Here is a 14,709-nt window from a genome sequence, read left to right on the forward strand (position 1 = left end):
CGCCCTCTCATGTCCGGGCCGGGGAGCCCGCGGCCCCCTACGCCAGCGGGCGCCGGCAGAAGTAGATGCGCGCCGGCGGCAGGTTGCGCCACACGGTGCGGCTGGTGACGACCTCGTCGAAGAACCCGTCGAGCTGCGACCGGAACCGCCGCGCGGGGGCCAGCCCCAGGGCGTGCACGTAGCCGAAGGTCGTGAACCCGCCCGCCGGCGCGAGCACCTCGGTGACCTGGCCGAGGACGGCGCGCTGCAGCTGCGCGGAGAAGATCGACCACGGCAGCCCGCTGACGACGGCGTCGACGGTGCCGATGCCGAGGCCGGCCAGCAGGGACCGCAGCTCGGCCGCGTCCCCGTGCACCACTTCCAGCTCGGGGCGCCGGGAGCGCAGGTGCTGCACCATGCCCGCGTCGACCTCGACGGCGACGTGCCGCGCGCCGTCGGGCAGGCGTTCGGCGACGGCCGAGCTCAGCGCACCCGTGCCGGGGCCGATCTCGACCACGACCGGTGCGCGGTCCTCGCCGGGCAACGGCGCGCGCGGAACGACGGCGGCCATGTGCCGGGCGAGCTCGGGCGAGCTGGGCGCGACCGCGCCGACCAGGCCCGGTTCCCGCAGGGCGCGGCGCGCGAAGGTGCCGTACTCGGCCAGCACAGGGCGGGGGCGTTCGGAGCGCGTCGGCACGAAGCACTTCCTCCGTCGGGGGCAGTCGGCGCCAGCCTACCCCGCAGCGGAACCGGCCGAGGGCGGTGCCGCCGGGAGCACCCGCCCGCGCCGCCGGGAGCACCCGGGACTTTTTCCTCTGTGCGGCCGGGCGGGGCGCGGGCACCGTGGCCCGCGGTGGTGCCGCCCGGTGCCGGTGGTCCCCCGTCGGGAGAGAGGACGAGGGCCCTGCGGTGTGCCCCTCCCGGGCGGCACCACCTGCGCGCCCGCGCTGCCGCGGCGCGAGGCGGCGGCCGTCCGCGTGCGCGGGGCGTGCGCACCGGGGGGCGTGCGCCCCGGTGCGCCGCGGGGACTCATGGGGAGGCGGAGCCCACCTCCGGGATGACCTCCTCCCCGTAGGCGCGGGCGGTGTCGTCGACGGCGTCGTGCATGGCGTAGATCGCCACGTGGTCGACGCCGAGCTCGCGCAGCTCGGCGATCTTGTCCCGGTGGGCCCCGGCCGGTCCGAGCAGGCAGAACCGGTCGACGACGTCGTCGGGCACGAAGTCCGCGCTGCGGTTGCCGGCCCGCCCGTGGTGGGCGTAGTCGTAGCCCTGCCGGTCGCGGACGTAGTCGGTGAGCTCGCGCGGCACCGCCTGCGACTCCTGGCCGTAGCGCGCCACCAGGTCGGCCACGTGGTTGCCGACCATGCCGCCGAACCAGCGGCACTGCTCCCGCGCGTGGGCGAGGTCGTCCCCGACGTAGGCCGGGGCCACCACGCACACCGTCACCGCGTCCGGGTCGCGACCCGCCTCCTGGGCGGCGCTGCGGACGTGCCGCACCATCCACTCCACCAGGTACGGGTCGGCCAGCTGCAGGATCAGCCCGTCGGCGCGGCGGCCGACCAGCTCGAGGGCCTTCGGCCCGTAGGCGCCCATCCACACCGGCAGCTCCCCCGCCGCCACCCACGGCAGCCGGGTCGGTGCGCCGTTGAGCACGACCTCGCGCCCCTCGGCGAGGTCCTTGATCACCTGCATGGCGTGCTCGAGCGAGCCCAGGGTCGTCGGCTGCCCGCCGGTGACGCGCACGGCCGAGTCGCCGCGGCCGATGCCGCAGACCGCGCGGGGTCCGAACATCTCGTTGAGCGTGGCGAACGTCGAGGCGGTGACGGTCCAGTCGCGGGTGACGGGATTGGTCACCATCGTGCCCACGCGCAGGTCCCGGGTGGCGGCCAGGACCTGGCTGTGGATGACGAACGGTTCCTGCCAGAGGACGCACGAGTCGAACGTCCACCCGTGGCTGAAGCCCTGCTGCTCGGCGCGGCGCATCCGGTCGACCACCGTCCAGGCGGGCGGGTCGGTCTGCAGCACGATCCCGAAATCCACGAGAAACTCCCCTCTGCGACGTGCTCCTCGCTCCCCGCCCCGGTGCACCGGCCGGTTCGGCGGTCGGTGCTGCGCGCGGCCCGCTGCCGCGGCGGGTTGGTCCGGCGGTTCAGCCGAGGTACTGGCACAGCGAGCGCGGCAGGAAGCGCCCGCGGCCGGGTTTCCCGCGGTAGTCGCCGTGGCGGTAGACGACCTCGCCGCGGGAGAGCACCGCGTCCACGGCCCCGGTGACGGTGGTGCCCTCGTAGGCGTTGTAGTCGACGTTCATCCACTGGTCGCGCACCGACAGGGTGTGCTCGGCCGCGGGGTCGTAGACCACGAGGTCGGCATCGCTGCCGGGGGCGATGGTGCCCTTCCGCGGGTACAGCCCGAACATCCGCGCGGGGCTCGTGCTGGCCAGCTCGACCCAGCGGCGCCGCCCGATCCGCTGCTGCACCACGGCGTGGTGCAGCAGGTCGATCCGGTTCTCCACGCCGGGGATGCCGTTGGGGATCCTGGTGAAGTCGCCGCGGCCGAGCTCCTTCTGCTCGCGGAAGCAGAACGGGCAGTGGTCGGTGGAGACCACCGACAGGTCGTCGCTGCGCAGGGCCTGCCACAGGGACTGCTGGTGCTCTTCCGGGCGCAGCGGCGTGGAGCAGACGTACTTGGCGCCCTCGAAGTCGGGCCGGTCCAGCTCGTCGACGGTCAGGAACAGGTACTGCGGGCAGGTCTCGGCGAAGACCGGTGTGCCGTCCCGGTGCGCGCGGCTGATCTCCGCGACCGCCTCGGTCGCGGAGACGTGCACGACGTACAGCGGCGCGCCCGCCACTCTGGACAGCTGGATGGCGCGGTGCGTGGCCTCGGACTCCAGCAGCGGGTGCCGCACCTGCCCGTGGTGCTTGGGGTCGGTGCGCCCGTCGGCGAGCGCCTGCTGGGCGAGCACGTCGATGGCGATGCCGTTCTCGGCGTGCATCATGGTCAGCGCCCCGTTGTCGGCGGCGCGCTGCAGGGTGCGCAGGACCTGCCCGTCGTCGCTGTAGAACACGCCCGGGTAGGCCATGAACAGCTTGAAGCTCGTCACGCCCTCGGCGACGAGCGCGTCCATCTCGCGCAGCGCGGCGTCGTCCACATCGGACAGGATCATGTGGAACCCGTAGTCGACCGCGCACTCGTCGTCGGCCTTGGCGTGCCAGGCCTCCAGGCCGGCGCGCGGGCTGCTGCCGCGCGGTTGGATGGCGAAGTCGACGATCGTCGTGGTCCCTCCGCAGGCCGCGGCGCGCGTGCCCGTTGCGAACGTGTCGGAGGCCTGCGTCCCGCCGAACGGCATCTCCATGTGCGTGTGCGCGTCCACCCCGCCGGGGATCACGTAGCGGTCGGTCGCGTCGATCACCTCGTCGGCGCTCTCCGCCCACGCGGCGGCCGGCTCCGAGTCCGGCGCGACCAGGGCGACGACGCGCTCGTCCTCGACGAGGACGTCGGCGGCGACCTCCTCGGCGGCCGTGATGACCAGTCCGGAGCGGATGAGTGTCCGCGGCATCGGTGCGCTCCTCGACGTCTCGCCCGCGGGCCCGGACGGTCCCGTTGCCCGCGGGATGCGTGCCGGTTCAGGGGGTCGTCAGCGGTCCGTAGGCATCGGGCCGGCGGTCCCGGTAGAACGCCCAGGTCCGCCGCACCTCGTCGATGAGGCCGAAGTCGAGGTCGCGGACGAGCAGCTCCTCCTCGGTGCCGCTGGCGGTTTCGCCGACGAACCGCCCGTGCGGGTCGGCGAAGTAGCTCGAGCCGTAGAAGTCGTTGTCGCCGTACTCCTCCACCCCGACCCGGTTGATCGCGGCGACGAAGTACTCGTTGGCGACCGCGGCGGCCGGCTGCTCGAGCTCCCACAGGTGGGAGGACAGCCCGCGGCTCGTGGCCGAGGGGTTGTAGACGAGGTGCGCGCCGGCGAGGCCGAGGGCGCGCCAGCCCTCCGGGAAGTGCCGGTCGTAGCAGATGTACACGCCGATGCGTCCCGCTGCGGTGTCGAACACGGGCCAGCCGAGGTTGCCGGGGCGGAAGTAGTACTTCTCCCAGAACCCGGGCAGCTGCGGCAGGTGGTGCTTGCGGTACTTGCCGAGGTAGCTGCCGTCGGCGTCGATCACGGCGGCGGTGTTGTAGAAGAACCCGGGCCCGTCGGTCTCGAAGACGGGCAGCACCATCACCAGCCCGAGCTCCGCGGCCAGCGCCGACATGCGGCGCACGGTCGGCCCGTCGGGGACGGCTTCGGCCCACCGGTAGTGCTCTGGTTCCTCCACCTGGCAGAAGTACGGCGCGTTGAACATCTCCTGGAAGCCGATGACGCGCGCCCCGCCGGCGGCGGCGCGCCGCGCGTGCTGCTCGTGCTGGTCGAGCGCGGCGGCGGCATCGCCGGTCCACTTCGCTTGGACGAGCGCGGCACGGACGACCGGGGACATCGGCAACACCCTCTCGGCGGCGAAAAGCGGGGCTCCGCGGCGGATTCCTTCGAAGGTATCCGCCGCGGAGCCCGCGCGCCACGGATCCGCCCCGCGCGTGCCGCGATCTTCCCCGCGGGAACGCCCGAATTCAGGCGATCGGAGCAGTCCGGGTCAGGTCAGCTGCGCTTCGAGCTGGTCGGCGAGCTCGTTCATGATCCCCGCGTAGCTGGCGTAGCTCATCGGTGCGACCGCGTCCCACTCCACGAGGCTGCCGGCCCGGACCTCCTCCCGCTGGGCGAACACGGGCTTGCGCCGCATCTCCTCCGGGGTGAGCGACTCCGACCGCGTGTCCCACATGAGGATGTCGGCGGGGTACCGCCCGGCGTTCTCCCACGACATCGATTCGAAGTAGCCGTCGGGACCGTCCGGCGAGTCCGGAACCCGCAGCGGCAGGCCGAGCTGCTCGGCGTAGTAGGCCAGGTCCGGGTGCGCGGGCGGGTTGACGGCGTAGAAGTTCTCCCGGTTGCCGCCGATGGCGAGGATCGTCCGCCCCTGCTCCCGCAGGCGCTGGCCGATGCCGCGCAGCCGTTCGGCGGCGCGGTGGAACGCGGCTTCGTCCCGTTGCACCCGCGGGGACTCCACGTCGGCGCCGAGCGCCTCCGCGGTGCGCTCGTAGTTGGCGATGCCCTCGGGCAGCTGCAGTCCGGCCTGCTGCACGCCGATGGTGGGCGCGAAGCGGTTGATCTGGCGCTCCTGGTCCTCGTTGAGGTGCCACAGGCCGGGATAGCCCGGGTACTTGCCGCTGACGACGACGTCCGGGTCGAGCGCGGCGAGCCGTTCGGTGTTGACCTCGCCGTAGCCGGCGCCGGTGACGTCGGTGACCTCGTCGGGGTCGATGCTGCCGGCTTCCGGTTCGGTGCTGCCGTCGTCGCGCACGAGCGGCCCGAACGTGCCGACCACCGGCACGCCGAAGTCCTTCAACGCACCCGCTGCCGCCGTCTGCGCCACGACGCGCTCGGGCTCGTCCTCCGCGGTGACCACGACGCCCCGGTCGTCCCGGAACGACCACCCCTGCCCGCGGTCCTCCCGCGCGGTGCTCCCGCAGGCGGTGACGCCCAGCGCCACCGCCGCGGACAGCGCCGCGCCGATTGCTGTAATGCGACGCACATGAACCTCCCCTATGCTGTTAGGTTAGGCTAACTTGGCGGCTGAACAGGTGAGAGGGAGGTCCTGCATGACGACGACGTCCACGTTGACACCGGTGGATCGCACTCCGCCCTCGACGGAGAAACCGAGCTACCGGGTCTTCGAGGTCGTCGTCGCGCGCGTGCACCGCCTCAGCCCCGGATTCGTGCGCATCACCTTCCGCGGACCGGACCTGGAGACCTTCGGTCCGGCCGGCTGCGACCAGCGGATCAAGGTGGTCCTGCCGCGCGCGGGGCGCGACGTGCGGGACATGGACACCGGTGCGGACTGGTACAGCACGTGGTCGGCCATGCCCGAGGAGACCCGACCGGTCCTGCGCACCTACACCGTGCGGGCCCACCGGCGAACCGAGCTCGGCACCGAGGTCGATGTGGACTTCGTGCTGCACGGCGATGCGAGCGCCGGCAGCGGCCCGGCCGCCGCGTGGGCGGCGCGGGCCCGGCCGGGCGAGCGCATCGGCCTGGTCGGCCCGGACCGGCCCGGACGGGGGCAAGCCTGGGGCTGCGCCTGGTCCCCCGGCACCGAGGGCGGGCCGTTCCTGCTCGCCGGCGACGAGACCGCCGTGCCCGCGATCTCCGCGATCCTCGAGTCGCTGCCCGCCGGGGCCACCGGCATCGCCTGCCTGGAGGTGCCGCACGGCGAGGACCGGCTCGCGCTGGCAGCACCGCCCGGCGTCGAGCTGCGGTGGTTCTGCCGCGAGCACGCCGCCGCGCCGCACGGCTCCCTGCTCGAGAGCGGGGTGGCGGCGGCGCTGGAGGAGCTCCTCCCCCACGGCTGCCGCGAGAGCGGGGTGCCCGCCGAGCCCCCGGAGGTCGACGTCGACGGGTCGCTGCTCTGGGAGGCCCCGGAGCGGGGGCAGGGCGTGTTCTACGGCTGGCTCGCCGGCGAGGCCGGTGTGATCAAGCGCCTGCGCCGGATGCTCGTGCGCGACTGCGCCGTGCCCAAGTCAGCCGTGGCGTTCATGGGCTACTGGCGCGCCGGTCGTTCGCTTTGACGCGGGGACCCGCCGCGCCGAGGACTTCCGCGGGGCGGCGGCGCGTGCCACGATCTCCTCGCCGAGGGGCCGCGCGAGGAGGAGGGCCGCATGTTCGACGTCGACCACGTGCGTCTGGCCGGAGTTCCCGAGGAGCTGCCCCGCATGGTGCCGGTGGAGCAGCGGTTCGCCGGCGAGGCGGTCACCGATCTCGACGGGCGGGTGCACCGGCAGGTGCGCGAGCACGCCGCGCGGCACGACCTGTCCGGCAAGCGCATCGCCGTCGGCGGCGGCAGCCGGGGCATCGCGCAGATCGACCGGGTCGTCGCCGCCGTGGTCGCAGCGCTGGCCGAGCAGGGGGCGAAACCGTTCGTCGTTCCTGCGATGGGCAGCCACGGCGGGGCCACCGCGGAGGGGCAGCGCGCCGTGCTCGCCGAGTACGGCATCACCGAGGAGGCGATCGGTGCACCGGTGGTGGCCGCGATGGACACCCGCGTGGTGGCCGAGCTGGACGACGGCACCCCGGTGCACTTCGACGCGCACGCCGCCGAGGCCGACGGGATCGTCCCCGTCAACCGCGTCAAACCGCACACCGACTTCAAGGGCGAGGTGGAGAGCGGACTGGGCAAGATGCTCGCGATCGGGTTCGGCAAGCACCTCGGGGCGAGCACGCTGCACCGGCACGGCTTCGGCGCGTTCCACGAGCTCGTCCCCCGCACCGCCCGCGCCGTCCTCGACGCGCTGCCGGTGTCGTTCGGCATCGCGCTGGTCGAGAACGCCTACGAGCAACCGGCCCGGGTGGAACTCGTCGAGGCCGCGGGCATGCTCGAGCGGGAGGCGGAACTGCTCGCCGAGGCCAAGCGCCTGCTGCCGCGCCTGCTGCTGTCGGAGATCGACGTGCTCGTCGTCGACGAGATCGGCAAGGACATCAGCGGGGCGGGCATGGATCCGAACATCACCGGGCGCGTTCCCGTTCCCTCCCCGGGGTTCGCGGCACCACCGATCACCCGGATCGCGGTTCTGGGGCTGACCGAGCACACCAGCGGCAACGCGTGCGGGCTGGGCATGGCGGATGTGACCACGCAGCGCTGCGTCGACCAGATCGACTTCGGCGCGTTCTACACGAACTCGCTGACCTCGGGCGTGCTCGCCCCGGCGCGGATCCCGATGGCGCTGCGGGACGACCGCACCGCGATCACCGCCGCGCTGCACAGCTGCGGCGACACCGGTCGCGCGCCGAAGATCGCGCGCATCCGCAACACGTTGGCGCTGCCGCGGATCGAGGTCTCCGAGGGGCTGGCCGAGGAGGTGGCCGCGCACCCCGACCTCCTCGCGCGCGGCGAACCGCGCCCGTGGGAGTTCGACCGTTCGGGGCACCTGCCACCCCTCCCCCACCCGGGTTGCGCTCCCCGCCCTGAGGCGTGACGGCCGCACCGCGCCAGCGCGGCCGGGAACGACCTCGTGTTCGCGGGGTGCCCTGCACCGACGCGTCTGCCGTAGAGTGGACGTTCCCCGGTTTTCCGGCGACCGCCCGCGATCCAGCAGCGTCCCGCGACCGCGTTGAAGGAGGCATCCGCCGATGTGGCCTCCACTGGAGACCGACCGCCTGAGCATCCGCGACTGGACGACCGACGACAGCGACGCCCAGGCCGTGCTCGCGCTCTACGAGCGGCCCGAGGTCACCGAGTGGCTCACCCCGCCGGCGCCCAGCGTGGCCGACCTCGCCGCGGCGCGCGCCATGCTGCAGGCCTGGACCGAGGCGCAGCCCAACCACATCCCGCCGACGGGCCGTTGGGCGATGCAGCGCCGCGACGACGGCACCGTCGTCGGCGGGCTCGTGCTGCGGATGCTGCCGCCGCACGACCACGAGGTCGAACTGGTGTGGAAGCTGCGGCCGGAGTCGTGGGGGCACGGCTACGCCACCGAGGCCGCCCGCGCGCTGCTCGCCTGGGCGTTCACCTTCGACATCGACGAGGTGTTCGCGCTGAGCCTGCCGGAGAACACCCGCGCGATCGCCACCGCGCGGCGCATCGGGATGGACTGGGTCGGGGAGACGACGAAGTACTACGGCACGACGCTGCAGGTCTACCGCATCCGCGCCAGCGACCTGCCCGAGCAGCGCTCCGGCACCGGCGACGAGGACTGACCCGGTCGGGGACACCCACGCGTGCCCCACGCGTTCTCCGACTCCTGCCGAGCCCGCGCGCGGCTGCCATGCTCGCCGCGGTGGACGGCTCCGAGCGCTGGGGGCGATCACGTGGCCACGGACACTGCCCGACCGCCCGGCTCGCGGTGGCGGGTCGGGCTGCGCCGGTTCGCCCGCACCGCCGCGGCCGCGGTCTCCGCGGTGGTCCTGCTGGCCACCGGGTTCGGCTGGGCCCAGTACGGGCGGTTGACAGGGGGCGTGACCACCAGCGATGTCACCACCCGGGCCACCGCCGACGGGGCGACCGACATCCTGCTGGTGGGCATGGACAGCCGCACCGATGCGCGGGGGCGCCCGCTGCCGGAGGACATGCTCGCCGAGCTGCACGCGGGAGAGGACACGGCCAACGAGCTCACCGACACGCTGATCCTCGTGCACATCCCCGAGGACGGGTCGGGGGCGGTGGCGTTCTCCTTCCCGCGGGACAGCTACGTGCGGATTCCCGGGCACGGCAAGCACAAGATCAACTCGGCCTACGTGCGCGGCAAGACGGCCGAGGAGCAGGACCTGCGCACCGCCGAACCCGGGTCGTCCCCGCAGGAGGTGAACACGCGCACGGCCCACGCGGGGCGGCAGCTGCTCGTGGACACGGTCCAGGGGCTGACCGGTGTGTCGGTCGACCACTACGCCGAGGTGAACCTGCTCGGGTTCGCCAGGATCACCGAGGCGCTGGGCGGCGTTCCGGTGTGCCTGAACGAAGCCGTGCACGACCCCATGTCGGGGGCGCGGTTCGAGGCGGGGCGGCAGCGCCTCGACGGCGCGGAGGCCCTGGCGTTCGTGCGCCAGCGCCACGACCTCCCGCGCGGGGACCTCGACCGCGTGGTGCGCCAGCAGGCGTTCCTGGCCGGGCTCGCCCGCACCGGGCTGTCCACGGGCCTGTTGACCGATCCGGAACAGCTGCGCACCGTGATCGACACGGTCAAGCGCTACGTCGTGCTCGACCAGGACTGGGACCTGATGCGGTTCGCGCGCCGCCTGCAGAACCTCAACAGCGAGGAGATCCGGTTCTCCACGATCCCCGTGCGCGACGCTGCCTACAGCACCCCGGACGGCACCGCGGTGCGGGTCGACCCGCAGCAGGTGCGGCGCGCGGTGCGCGAGGGCATCTCCCCGGAGGAGGGCGAGGCCCCGCGCCTGGGCGCGCCCGGACCGGTGCTGCTGGACGGTGCGCGCTCGGAGCGGGCGGCGCGCTCGGACGGCGCTGACGACGCCGGGGGCTCCGCGGCCCGGCCCGGCGTCACCGCGAGCGAGCTGCCCTGCGTGAACTGAGCGAGCGGCGCCGCGTCCGCCCGAGCGGACCGCGAGCGGCCGGCGCCGTCGCGGTCACCCGATCCCGAGCCGGCGGGCGGCGGTGCCGAGCTCGCCGAGGAGCTCCGCGCGCCGCTGCTCGTCGAGGAAGGCCGCGTGGAAGGAGTTCTCCGCCAGCCGGTGCAGCTGCGCGTCGGTGATGCCGAGCTCCTGCTGGATCGCGGTGCAGTTGTCCGCGACCCCGCCGCCGAAGTAGGCCGGGTCGTCGGAGTTGACGGTCACCAGCAGGCCCTCGTCGAGCATCCGGGGCAGCGGGTGCTGGGCCAGCTGCGCCACCGCGCCGAGGCGCACGTTCGACAGTGGACACACGGTCAGCGGAACACCGCGCTGGCGCAGGTCCTCGACCAGTTGCGGGTCCTCGAGCGCGCGGATGCCGTGGTCGACGCGTTCCACGCCGAGCACGTCGAGCGCCTGCCGCACGTAGTCCGCGGGGCCCTCCTCGCCGGCGTGCGCCACCAGGCGCAGTCCCAGTTCGCGGGCGCGGCGGAACACCGCGGTGAACTTCTCCGGCGGATGACCCGCTTCCGCGGAATCGAGCCCCACGCCGACGATGCGGTCCAGGTGCGGTTCGGCCTCGCGCAGCGTCTCCTCCGCGGAGGCGGCGGACTGGTCGCGCAGGAAGCACAGGATCAGCTCGGCCGAGACACCGCTGCTCCGCGCGGACTCGACCGCGGCCGACAACCCGTCCACGATCGTGGCCATGTCCACGCCGCGCGCCCGGTGCGCCTGCGGGTCGAAGAAGATCTCCGCGTGCCGCACCCCGTTCGCGGCGCAACCATCCAAATAGGACCGCGCGAGGTCGTGGAAGTCCTGCTCGGTGCGCAGCACGGCCATGTTGGCGTAGTAGATCTCCAGGAACGACGCGAGGTCCCGGAAGCGGTACCGCTCGCGCAGGTCGGCCACCGAGGCGTAGGGCAGCTCGACGCCGTTGCGGCGCGCGAGGTCGAAGACGAGCTCGGGCTCCATCGTGCCCTCGATGTGGACGTGCAGCTCGGCTTTCGGCAGCCGGGCGACCGCGGCCGGCTCGTCGTCCCGACCGGTGTTCGTGGCTGCGCTGGGCGCGGTTCCGGACTCCATGGACGCAGCAACCTACCAGTCGATCGGGCGAGTCCGGGCGATCGCGCCGCGGTGACGAGAGCCAGTTCACCACCGCGCGCGGCCCCGCCCGCGTTTCACCGGGCCGGTGGCGGCAGATCACGTTAGTCTTTGCCCACAGTGCCGTCCCGAAAGGAACACCCGTCGTGACTGGCCGACCACGCCGCCTCCTGCTGCTCAGCGCCACGATCGGTGAGGGGCACAACGCCACGGCACGCGCGGTGGAGGAGGCCGCCCGGCACGCCTGGCCGGACTGCGCGGTCTCCCGGGTGGACACGCTCGACACCATGGGGCCGGGGGTGCGCCGCGCGTTCAACTGGATCTACGCCACCAACGTCGAATCCACGCCCTGGCTGTACGACTTCTTCTACTGGGCGCTGTGGCGCTACCGCTGGTTCGCCAACGGCTGCCGCCGCTTCGTCGGCGCCTGGTGCGGGCGCCGCCTGCGCCGCGTGCTGCGCGAACACGCCCCGGACCTGGTCGTGACGACCTACCCGCTGGGCACGGCGGGGATGAACTGGTTGCGGCGCCGCGGGGAGAGCACCGCCGGCGTGGTGGCCGTGGTCTCCGACTTCGCCCCGCACCCCTTCTGGGTGTACCCGCACGTGGACATGCACCACGTGATGAGCGAGGCGAGCCTGGCCGCGCTGCGCCGCGCCGAGCCGGAAGCCGTCGGCGCCGCGTGCGCACCCCCGGTGGTCTCGGCGTTCCACCCGGTGCAGCCGGCCGCGGCGCGCCGGTCGTTCGGTTTCGACGAGGACGGGTTCACCGTGCTCGTCTCCTGCGGCGCGCTCGGGTTCGGCTCCGTGCCCCGCGCGGTCGACGCCGTGCTGCGTTCCGAGCGGGTGGGCCGCGTCGTGGTGGTGTGCGGGCGCAACGAGCGGTTGCGGGCCGAGCTGTCCACCCGGACGGATCCGCGGCTGGTACCGCTCGGCTGGGTCGACGACATGCCGAGCCTGACCGCGGCGGCCGACGTCGTGCTCACCAACGCCGGCGGAGCCACCGCGCTGGAGGCGCTGGCCTGCTCCCGCCCGGTGCTCATGTTCGAACCGATCGCGGGCCACGGGCGGGCCAACGCCGAGCTCATGGCCGCGGCCGGGCTGGCCGTGCTCTGCCGCGACCGGAGGCAGCTGACCGCCACGGTCGACCGGTGGGCCGGCGGGGACGCGGAACTGGCCGCCTGCGCCGAACGCGCGGCCCGGCACCGCTCCGGGGACTTCCCCGAGCAGGTCGCCGCGCTGGCCGCGCTGCCCCGGCACGCCGGACCGCGGCCGCTGCGCCCGGAGGACGCGTTCTTCGTGCACGCGAGCACCGAGCAGGTCGAGCAGAGCGCCGCGGCGATCCTCCGGCTGGGCGGCGAACCGCGCTCGGTCGAGGCGTGGTACGCGCTGGTGGCCGAACGCATCGCGCAGTGCGCGCACCACCTGCCGACGTTGCGCCGACGGCTGGAGCACCGGCGGTGGCTCCGGCCCCGGTGGGTCGACGTGACGGCGCTGGACCCGGCCGAGCACCTGGACAGCCGCGTGGTCGCCGACGGCGGGCAGTTGCCCGCGGCGGTCTCGGAGTTCCTCCGCTGCCCGCTGCCGGCCGAACGGCCGCCGTGGCGGCTGCGGCTGCTGCTGCGCCACGACACCGGGGAGGCGTTGCTGGTGGCGAAGCTGCACCACGCCCTGGGCGACGGAGTGGCCGTGACCAGCGCGCTCGTGCGGCTGCTGGCCGAGGGGCCGCCGGGCTCCGCCGGCCCCGCCCGCAGCGGCGGGCGCGGCCGGTCGTCCGTGGCCGCGGTGGCGCGGGGGCTGGCCAGCCTCGCCCGCTCCGGCACCGCCGGGGACTGCCCGTTCACCGGGTGCAGCGGCGGACAGCGGTCCGCCGCCTGGTTCGACCTGCCGTCGGCGCAGGTGCGCGCCCGCGCCCGCGAGCGCGGGGTGAGCACCACGGCCCTCGTGCTCGGCCTCGTCGCCGAGGCGCTGCACCGGCAGCTGGCCGCGCGGGGCGCGGGCGGTGCGGGGGCGACGTTCCGCGTGATGGTGCCGCACACCGCGCGCAACGGGCGCGCGGAGGTCACCGCGGACACACCCGGCAACCACACGGTGTCGGTGGCGCTGGACCTGCCCGTGGGCCCGGGGACTCCGGCGGGGCGGGCCCGGGTGGTCGACCAGCTGCTGCGCCGGCGCGCCGAGAGCGGTGAGACCGAGGCCTCCGGGGTGGTGCTGGCCGCGCTGGGTCGGCTGCCGAACGTCCTGCACCGGTGGGTGGTGCGCCGCATCTACCAGCGCCGCTTCTTCCACGCCGTCGTGTCGGTCATGCCGGGGCGCCGGCGACCGGTGGCGCTCGACGGAGCGCCCATCACCGACGTGTACCCCCTGCTGTCGCTGGCCGAGGGCGTGGGTGTGGCCGTCGGGGCGCTCAACTGGAGCGAGCGAGTCGGGTTCGGCATCACCACCGACCCGGCGCTGGCCCCCGCCGCCGGGGAGCTCGCCTCCGGGATGCGGGAGGCGTTCGCCGAGCAGGCCGAACCCTCCGCGGAGCGCGAGGGGACCGCCGGTTGAACGGCGGGCAGGCGGTGCTGAGCGTGGCCGTGCCGACCGCCGTGCTCGGCGCGGCGAGCTTCGGCCTGGCCAGCGCCGTCCAGCACCGTGTGACCAAGCAGGTGCCCGCCGAGCGCACGCTCAACCCGAAGCTGCTGGTCGACCTCATCCGCAAACCCATCTGGGTGATCAGCGTGCTCACCGTGATCGTCGGGCTGTCGCTGCAGGTGGTGTCGCTGGCCTACGGTCCGCTGGTGCTGGTGCAGCCGCTGCTGGTGACCTCGGTGCTGTTCGGGGCCGCGTTCGCCGCGTGGATGGCCCACCGGCGGCTCGACGCGGTGCTCGTGGTGGGTGCGCTGGCCTGCTCCGGCGGGCTGGCCGCGTTCCTGCTGCTGTCCCGGCCGAGCGGTGCCGGGCACGCGCTGACCGCCGATTCGCTGCTGCCGCTGGCGCTGCTGCTCGGCGCGGTGGTCGTGGCGGCGCTGGTGTTCGCGCAGATGGTGCGGGGCGAGCTGGGGGCGGTGGCGCTGGCGCTGGCCACGGGGGTGTTCTACGGCGTCACGGCCGCGCTGATGAAGGTCGTGGCCGGTCAGGTGCGCAGCACCGGGCTGGCCGAGCCGTTCCTGCACCCGATGTTGTACGTGGTGTGCGTGATCGGGCCGATGGGGTTCCTGCTCAGCCAGCAGACCTTCCAGCGCAGCCGGGTGATCTCACCGGCGCTGGCGGTGATCACGACGGTGGATCCGCTGGTCTCGGCGGCGATCGGGGTGCGGTGGCTCGGCGAGCACGTGCACTTCTCCACCGGCATCCTCGCCGGAGAGGTGGTGGCGATCCTCGCGATCGTCGTCGGGGTGGTCGTGCTGGCCCACCGCGGGGAGCAGTTGCGGGCGGTGGACGAGAACCGCGGGCAGGGGTCGACGGCGACCTGGGGGTGAGCCCGCGGCTGGCGGCGGAAACGCCCGCCGA

Annotated in this window: 12 protein-coding genes; 6 read left to right on the forward strand and 6 right to left on the reverse strand. The window is 74.1% G+C overall.

Features of this window, described 5'->3' with window-relative positions:
• Positions 1-37: 37 nt before the first annotated feature.
• The 5 genes from ACYVJE_RS13965 to ACYVJE_RS13985 all read right to left on the reverse strand — a co-directional run bounded on the left by ACYVJE_RS13965 (position 38) and on the right by ACYVJE_RS13985 (position 5,594).
• The gene (locus tag ACYVJE_RS13965; protein WP_459159997.1) at positions 38-610 is read right to left on the reverse strand and encodes a class I SAM-dependent methyltransferase; all 573 of its coding nucleotides are present in this window, start codon (positions 608-610) and stop codon (positions 38-40) included.
• A 398-nt stretch (positions 611-1,008) separates the two neighbouring features.
• A complete protein-coding gene (locus tag ACYVJE_RS13970; RefSeq protein WP_461144787.1) occupies positions 1,009-2,019 on the reverse strand; it encodes a TIGR03842 family LLM class F420-dependent oxidoreductase in 1,011 nt (336 codons plus the stop codon).
• A 109-nt stretch (positions 2,020-2,128) separates the two neighbouring features.
• The gene (gene hydA, locus ACYVJE_RS13975; protein ID WP_461144788.1) at positions 2,129-3,535 is read right to left on the reverse strand and encodes a dihydropyrimidinase; all 1,407 of its coding nucleotides are present in this window, start codon (positions 3,533-3,535) and stop codon (positions 2,129-2,131) included.
• Positions 3,536-3,602: 67 nt separating this feature from the next.
• A complete protein-coding gene (locus ACYVJE_RS13980) occupies positions 3,603-4,445 on the reverse strand; it encodes a nitrilase-related carbon-nitrogen hydrolase (protein WP_461144789.1) in 843 nt (280 codons plus the stop codon).
• A gap of 153 nt (positions 4,446-4,598) precedes the next feature.
• Entirely contained in the window at positions 4,599-5,594 is a 996-nt protein-coding gene (locus ACYVJE_RS13985) for an ABC transporter substrate-binding protein (protein WP_461144790.1), read from the reverse strand.
• Between the two features lie 67 nt (positions 5,595-5,661).
• Here ACYVJE_RS13985 and ACYVJE_RS13990 point away from each other — a divergent pair, with 67 nt between their 5' ends.
• From ACYVJE_RS13990 to ACYVJE_RS14005, 4 genes are all read left to right on the forward strand, one after another.
• Positions 5,662-6,627 carry a siderophore-interacting protein gene (locus ACYVJE_RS13990; RefSeq protein ID WP_459155803.1) on the forward strand — a complete coding sequence of 322 codons (966 nt, stop codon included), beginning with the start codon at positions 5,662-5,664 and terminating at the stop codon, positions 6,625-6,627.
• Positions 6,628-6,717: 90 nt separating this feature from the next.
• A complete protein-coding gene (locus tag ACYVJE_RS13995) occupies positions 6,718-8,031 on the forward strand; it encodes a nickel pincer cofactor-dependent isomerase, group 22 (RefSeq protein ID WP_461144791.1) in 1,314 nt (437 codons plus the stop codon).
• 154 nt (positions 8,032-8,185) lie between these two features.
• Positions 8,186-8,752 carry a GNAT family N-acetyltransferase gene (locus tag ACYVJE_RS14000; RefSeq protein ID WP_459155805.1) on the forward strand — a complete coding sequence of 189 codons (567 nt, stop codon included), beginning with the start codon at positions 8,186-8,188 and terminating at the stop codon, positions 8,750-8,752.
• Positions 8,753-8,863: 111 nt separating this feature from the next.
• Positions 8,864-10,081: an LCP family protein gene (locus ACYVJE_RS14005; RefSeq protein ID WP_461144792.1), complete on the forward strand. Its 1,218-nt coding sequence runs from the start codon at positions 8,864-8,866 to the stop codon at positions 10,079-10,081.
• 54 nt (positions 10,082-10,135) lie between these two features.
• Here the strand turns inward: ACYVJE_RS14005 and ACYVJE_RS14010 are convergent, their stop codons facing one another.
• Entirely contained in the window at positions 10,136-11,197 is a 1,062-nt protein-coding gene (locus tag ACYVJE_RS14010; RefSeq protein WP_461144793.1) for an adenosine deaminase, read from the reverse strand.
• A 164-nt stretch (positions 11,198-11,361) separates the two neighbouring features.
• Here ACYVJE_RS14010 and ACYVJE_RS14015 point away from each other — a divergent pair, with 164 nt between their 5' ends.
• Together ACYVJE_RS14015 and ACYVJE_RS14020 are read left to right on the forward strand one after the other, a co-directional pair.
• Positions 11,362-13,764: an MGDG synthase family glycosyltransferase gene (locus ACYVJE_RS14015; protein ID WP_461144794.1), complete on the forward strand. Its 2,403-nt coding sequence runs from the start codon at positions 11,362-11,364 to the stop codon at positions 13,762-13,764.
• The gene (locus ACYVJE_RS14020) at positions 13,761-14,678 is read left to right on the forward strand and encodes a DMT family transporter (protein ID WP_461144795.1); all 918 of its coding nucleotides are present in this window, start codon (positions 13,761-13,763) and stop codon (positions 14,676-14,678) included. Before ACYVJE_RS14015 ends, ACYVJE_RS14020 begins: the two co-directional genes overlap by 4 nt.
• Positions 14,679-14,709: the final 31 nt, after the last annotated feature.

The organism is Salinifilum aidingensis, assembly GCF_054782015.1.

What these genes read in the sequence shown, in the direction of transcription:
- ACYVJE_RS14000 (WP_459155805.1), top strand. Translation starts at nt 8,186, where the DNA reads ATGTGGCCTCCACTGGAGACCGACCGCCTGAGCATCCGCGACTGGACG.
- ACYVJE_RS13980 (WP_461144789.1), bottom strand. Translation starts at nt 4,445, where the DNA reads ATGTCCCCGGTCGTCCGTGCCGCGCTCGTCCAAGCGAAGTGGACCGGC.
- ACYVJE_RS13990 (WP_459155803.1), top strand. Translation starts at nt 5,662, where the DNA reads ATGACGACGACGTCCACGTTGACACCGGTGGATCGCACTCCGCCCTCG.
- hydA (WP_461144788.1), bottom strand. Translation starts at nt 3,535, where the DNA reads ATGCCGCGGACACTCATCCGCTCCGGACTGGTCATCACGGCCGCCGAG.
- ACYVJE_RS14010 (WP_461144793.1), bottom strand. Translation starts at nt 11,197, where the DNA reads ATGGAGTCCGGAACCGCGCCCAGCGCAGCCACGAACACCGGTCGGGAC.
- ACYVJE_RS13995 (WP_461144791.1), top strand. Translation starts at nt 6,718, where the DNA reads ATGTTCGACGTCGACCACGTGCGTCTGGCCGGAGTTCCCGAGGAGCTG.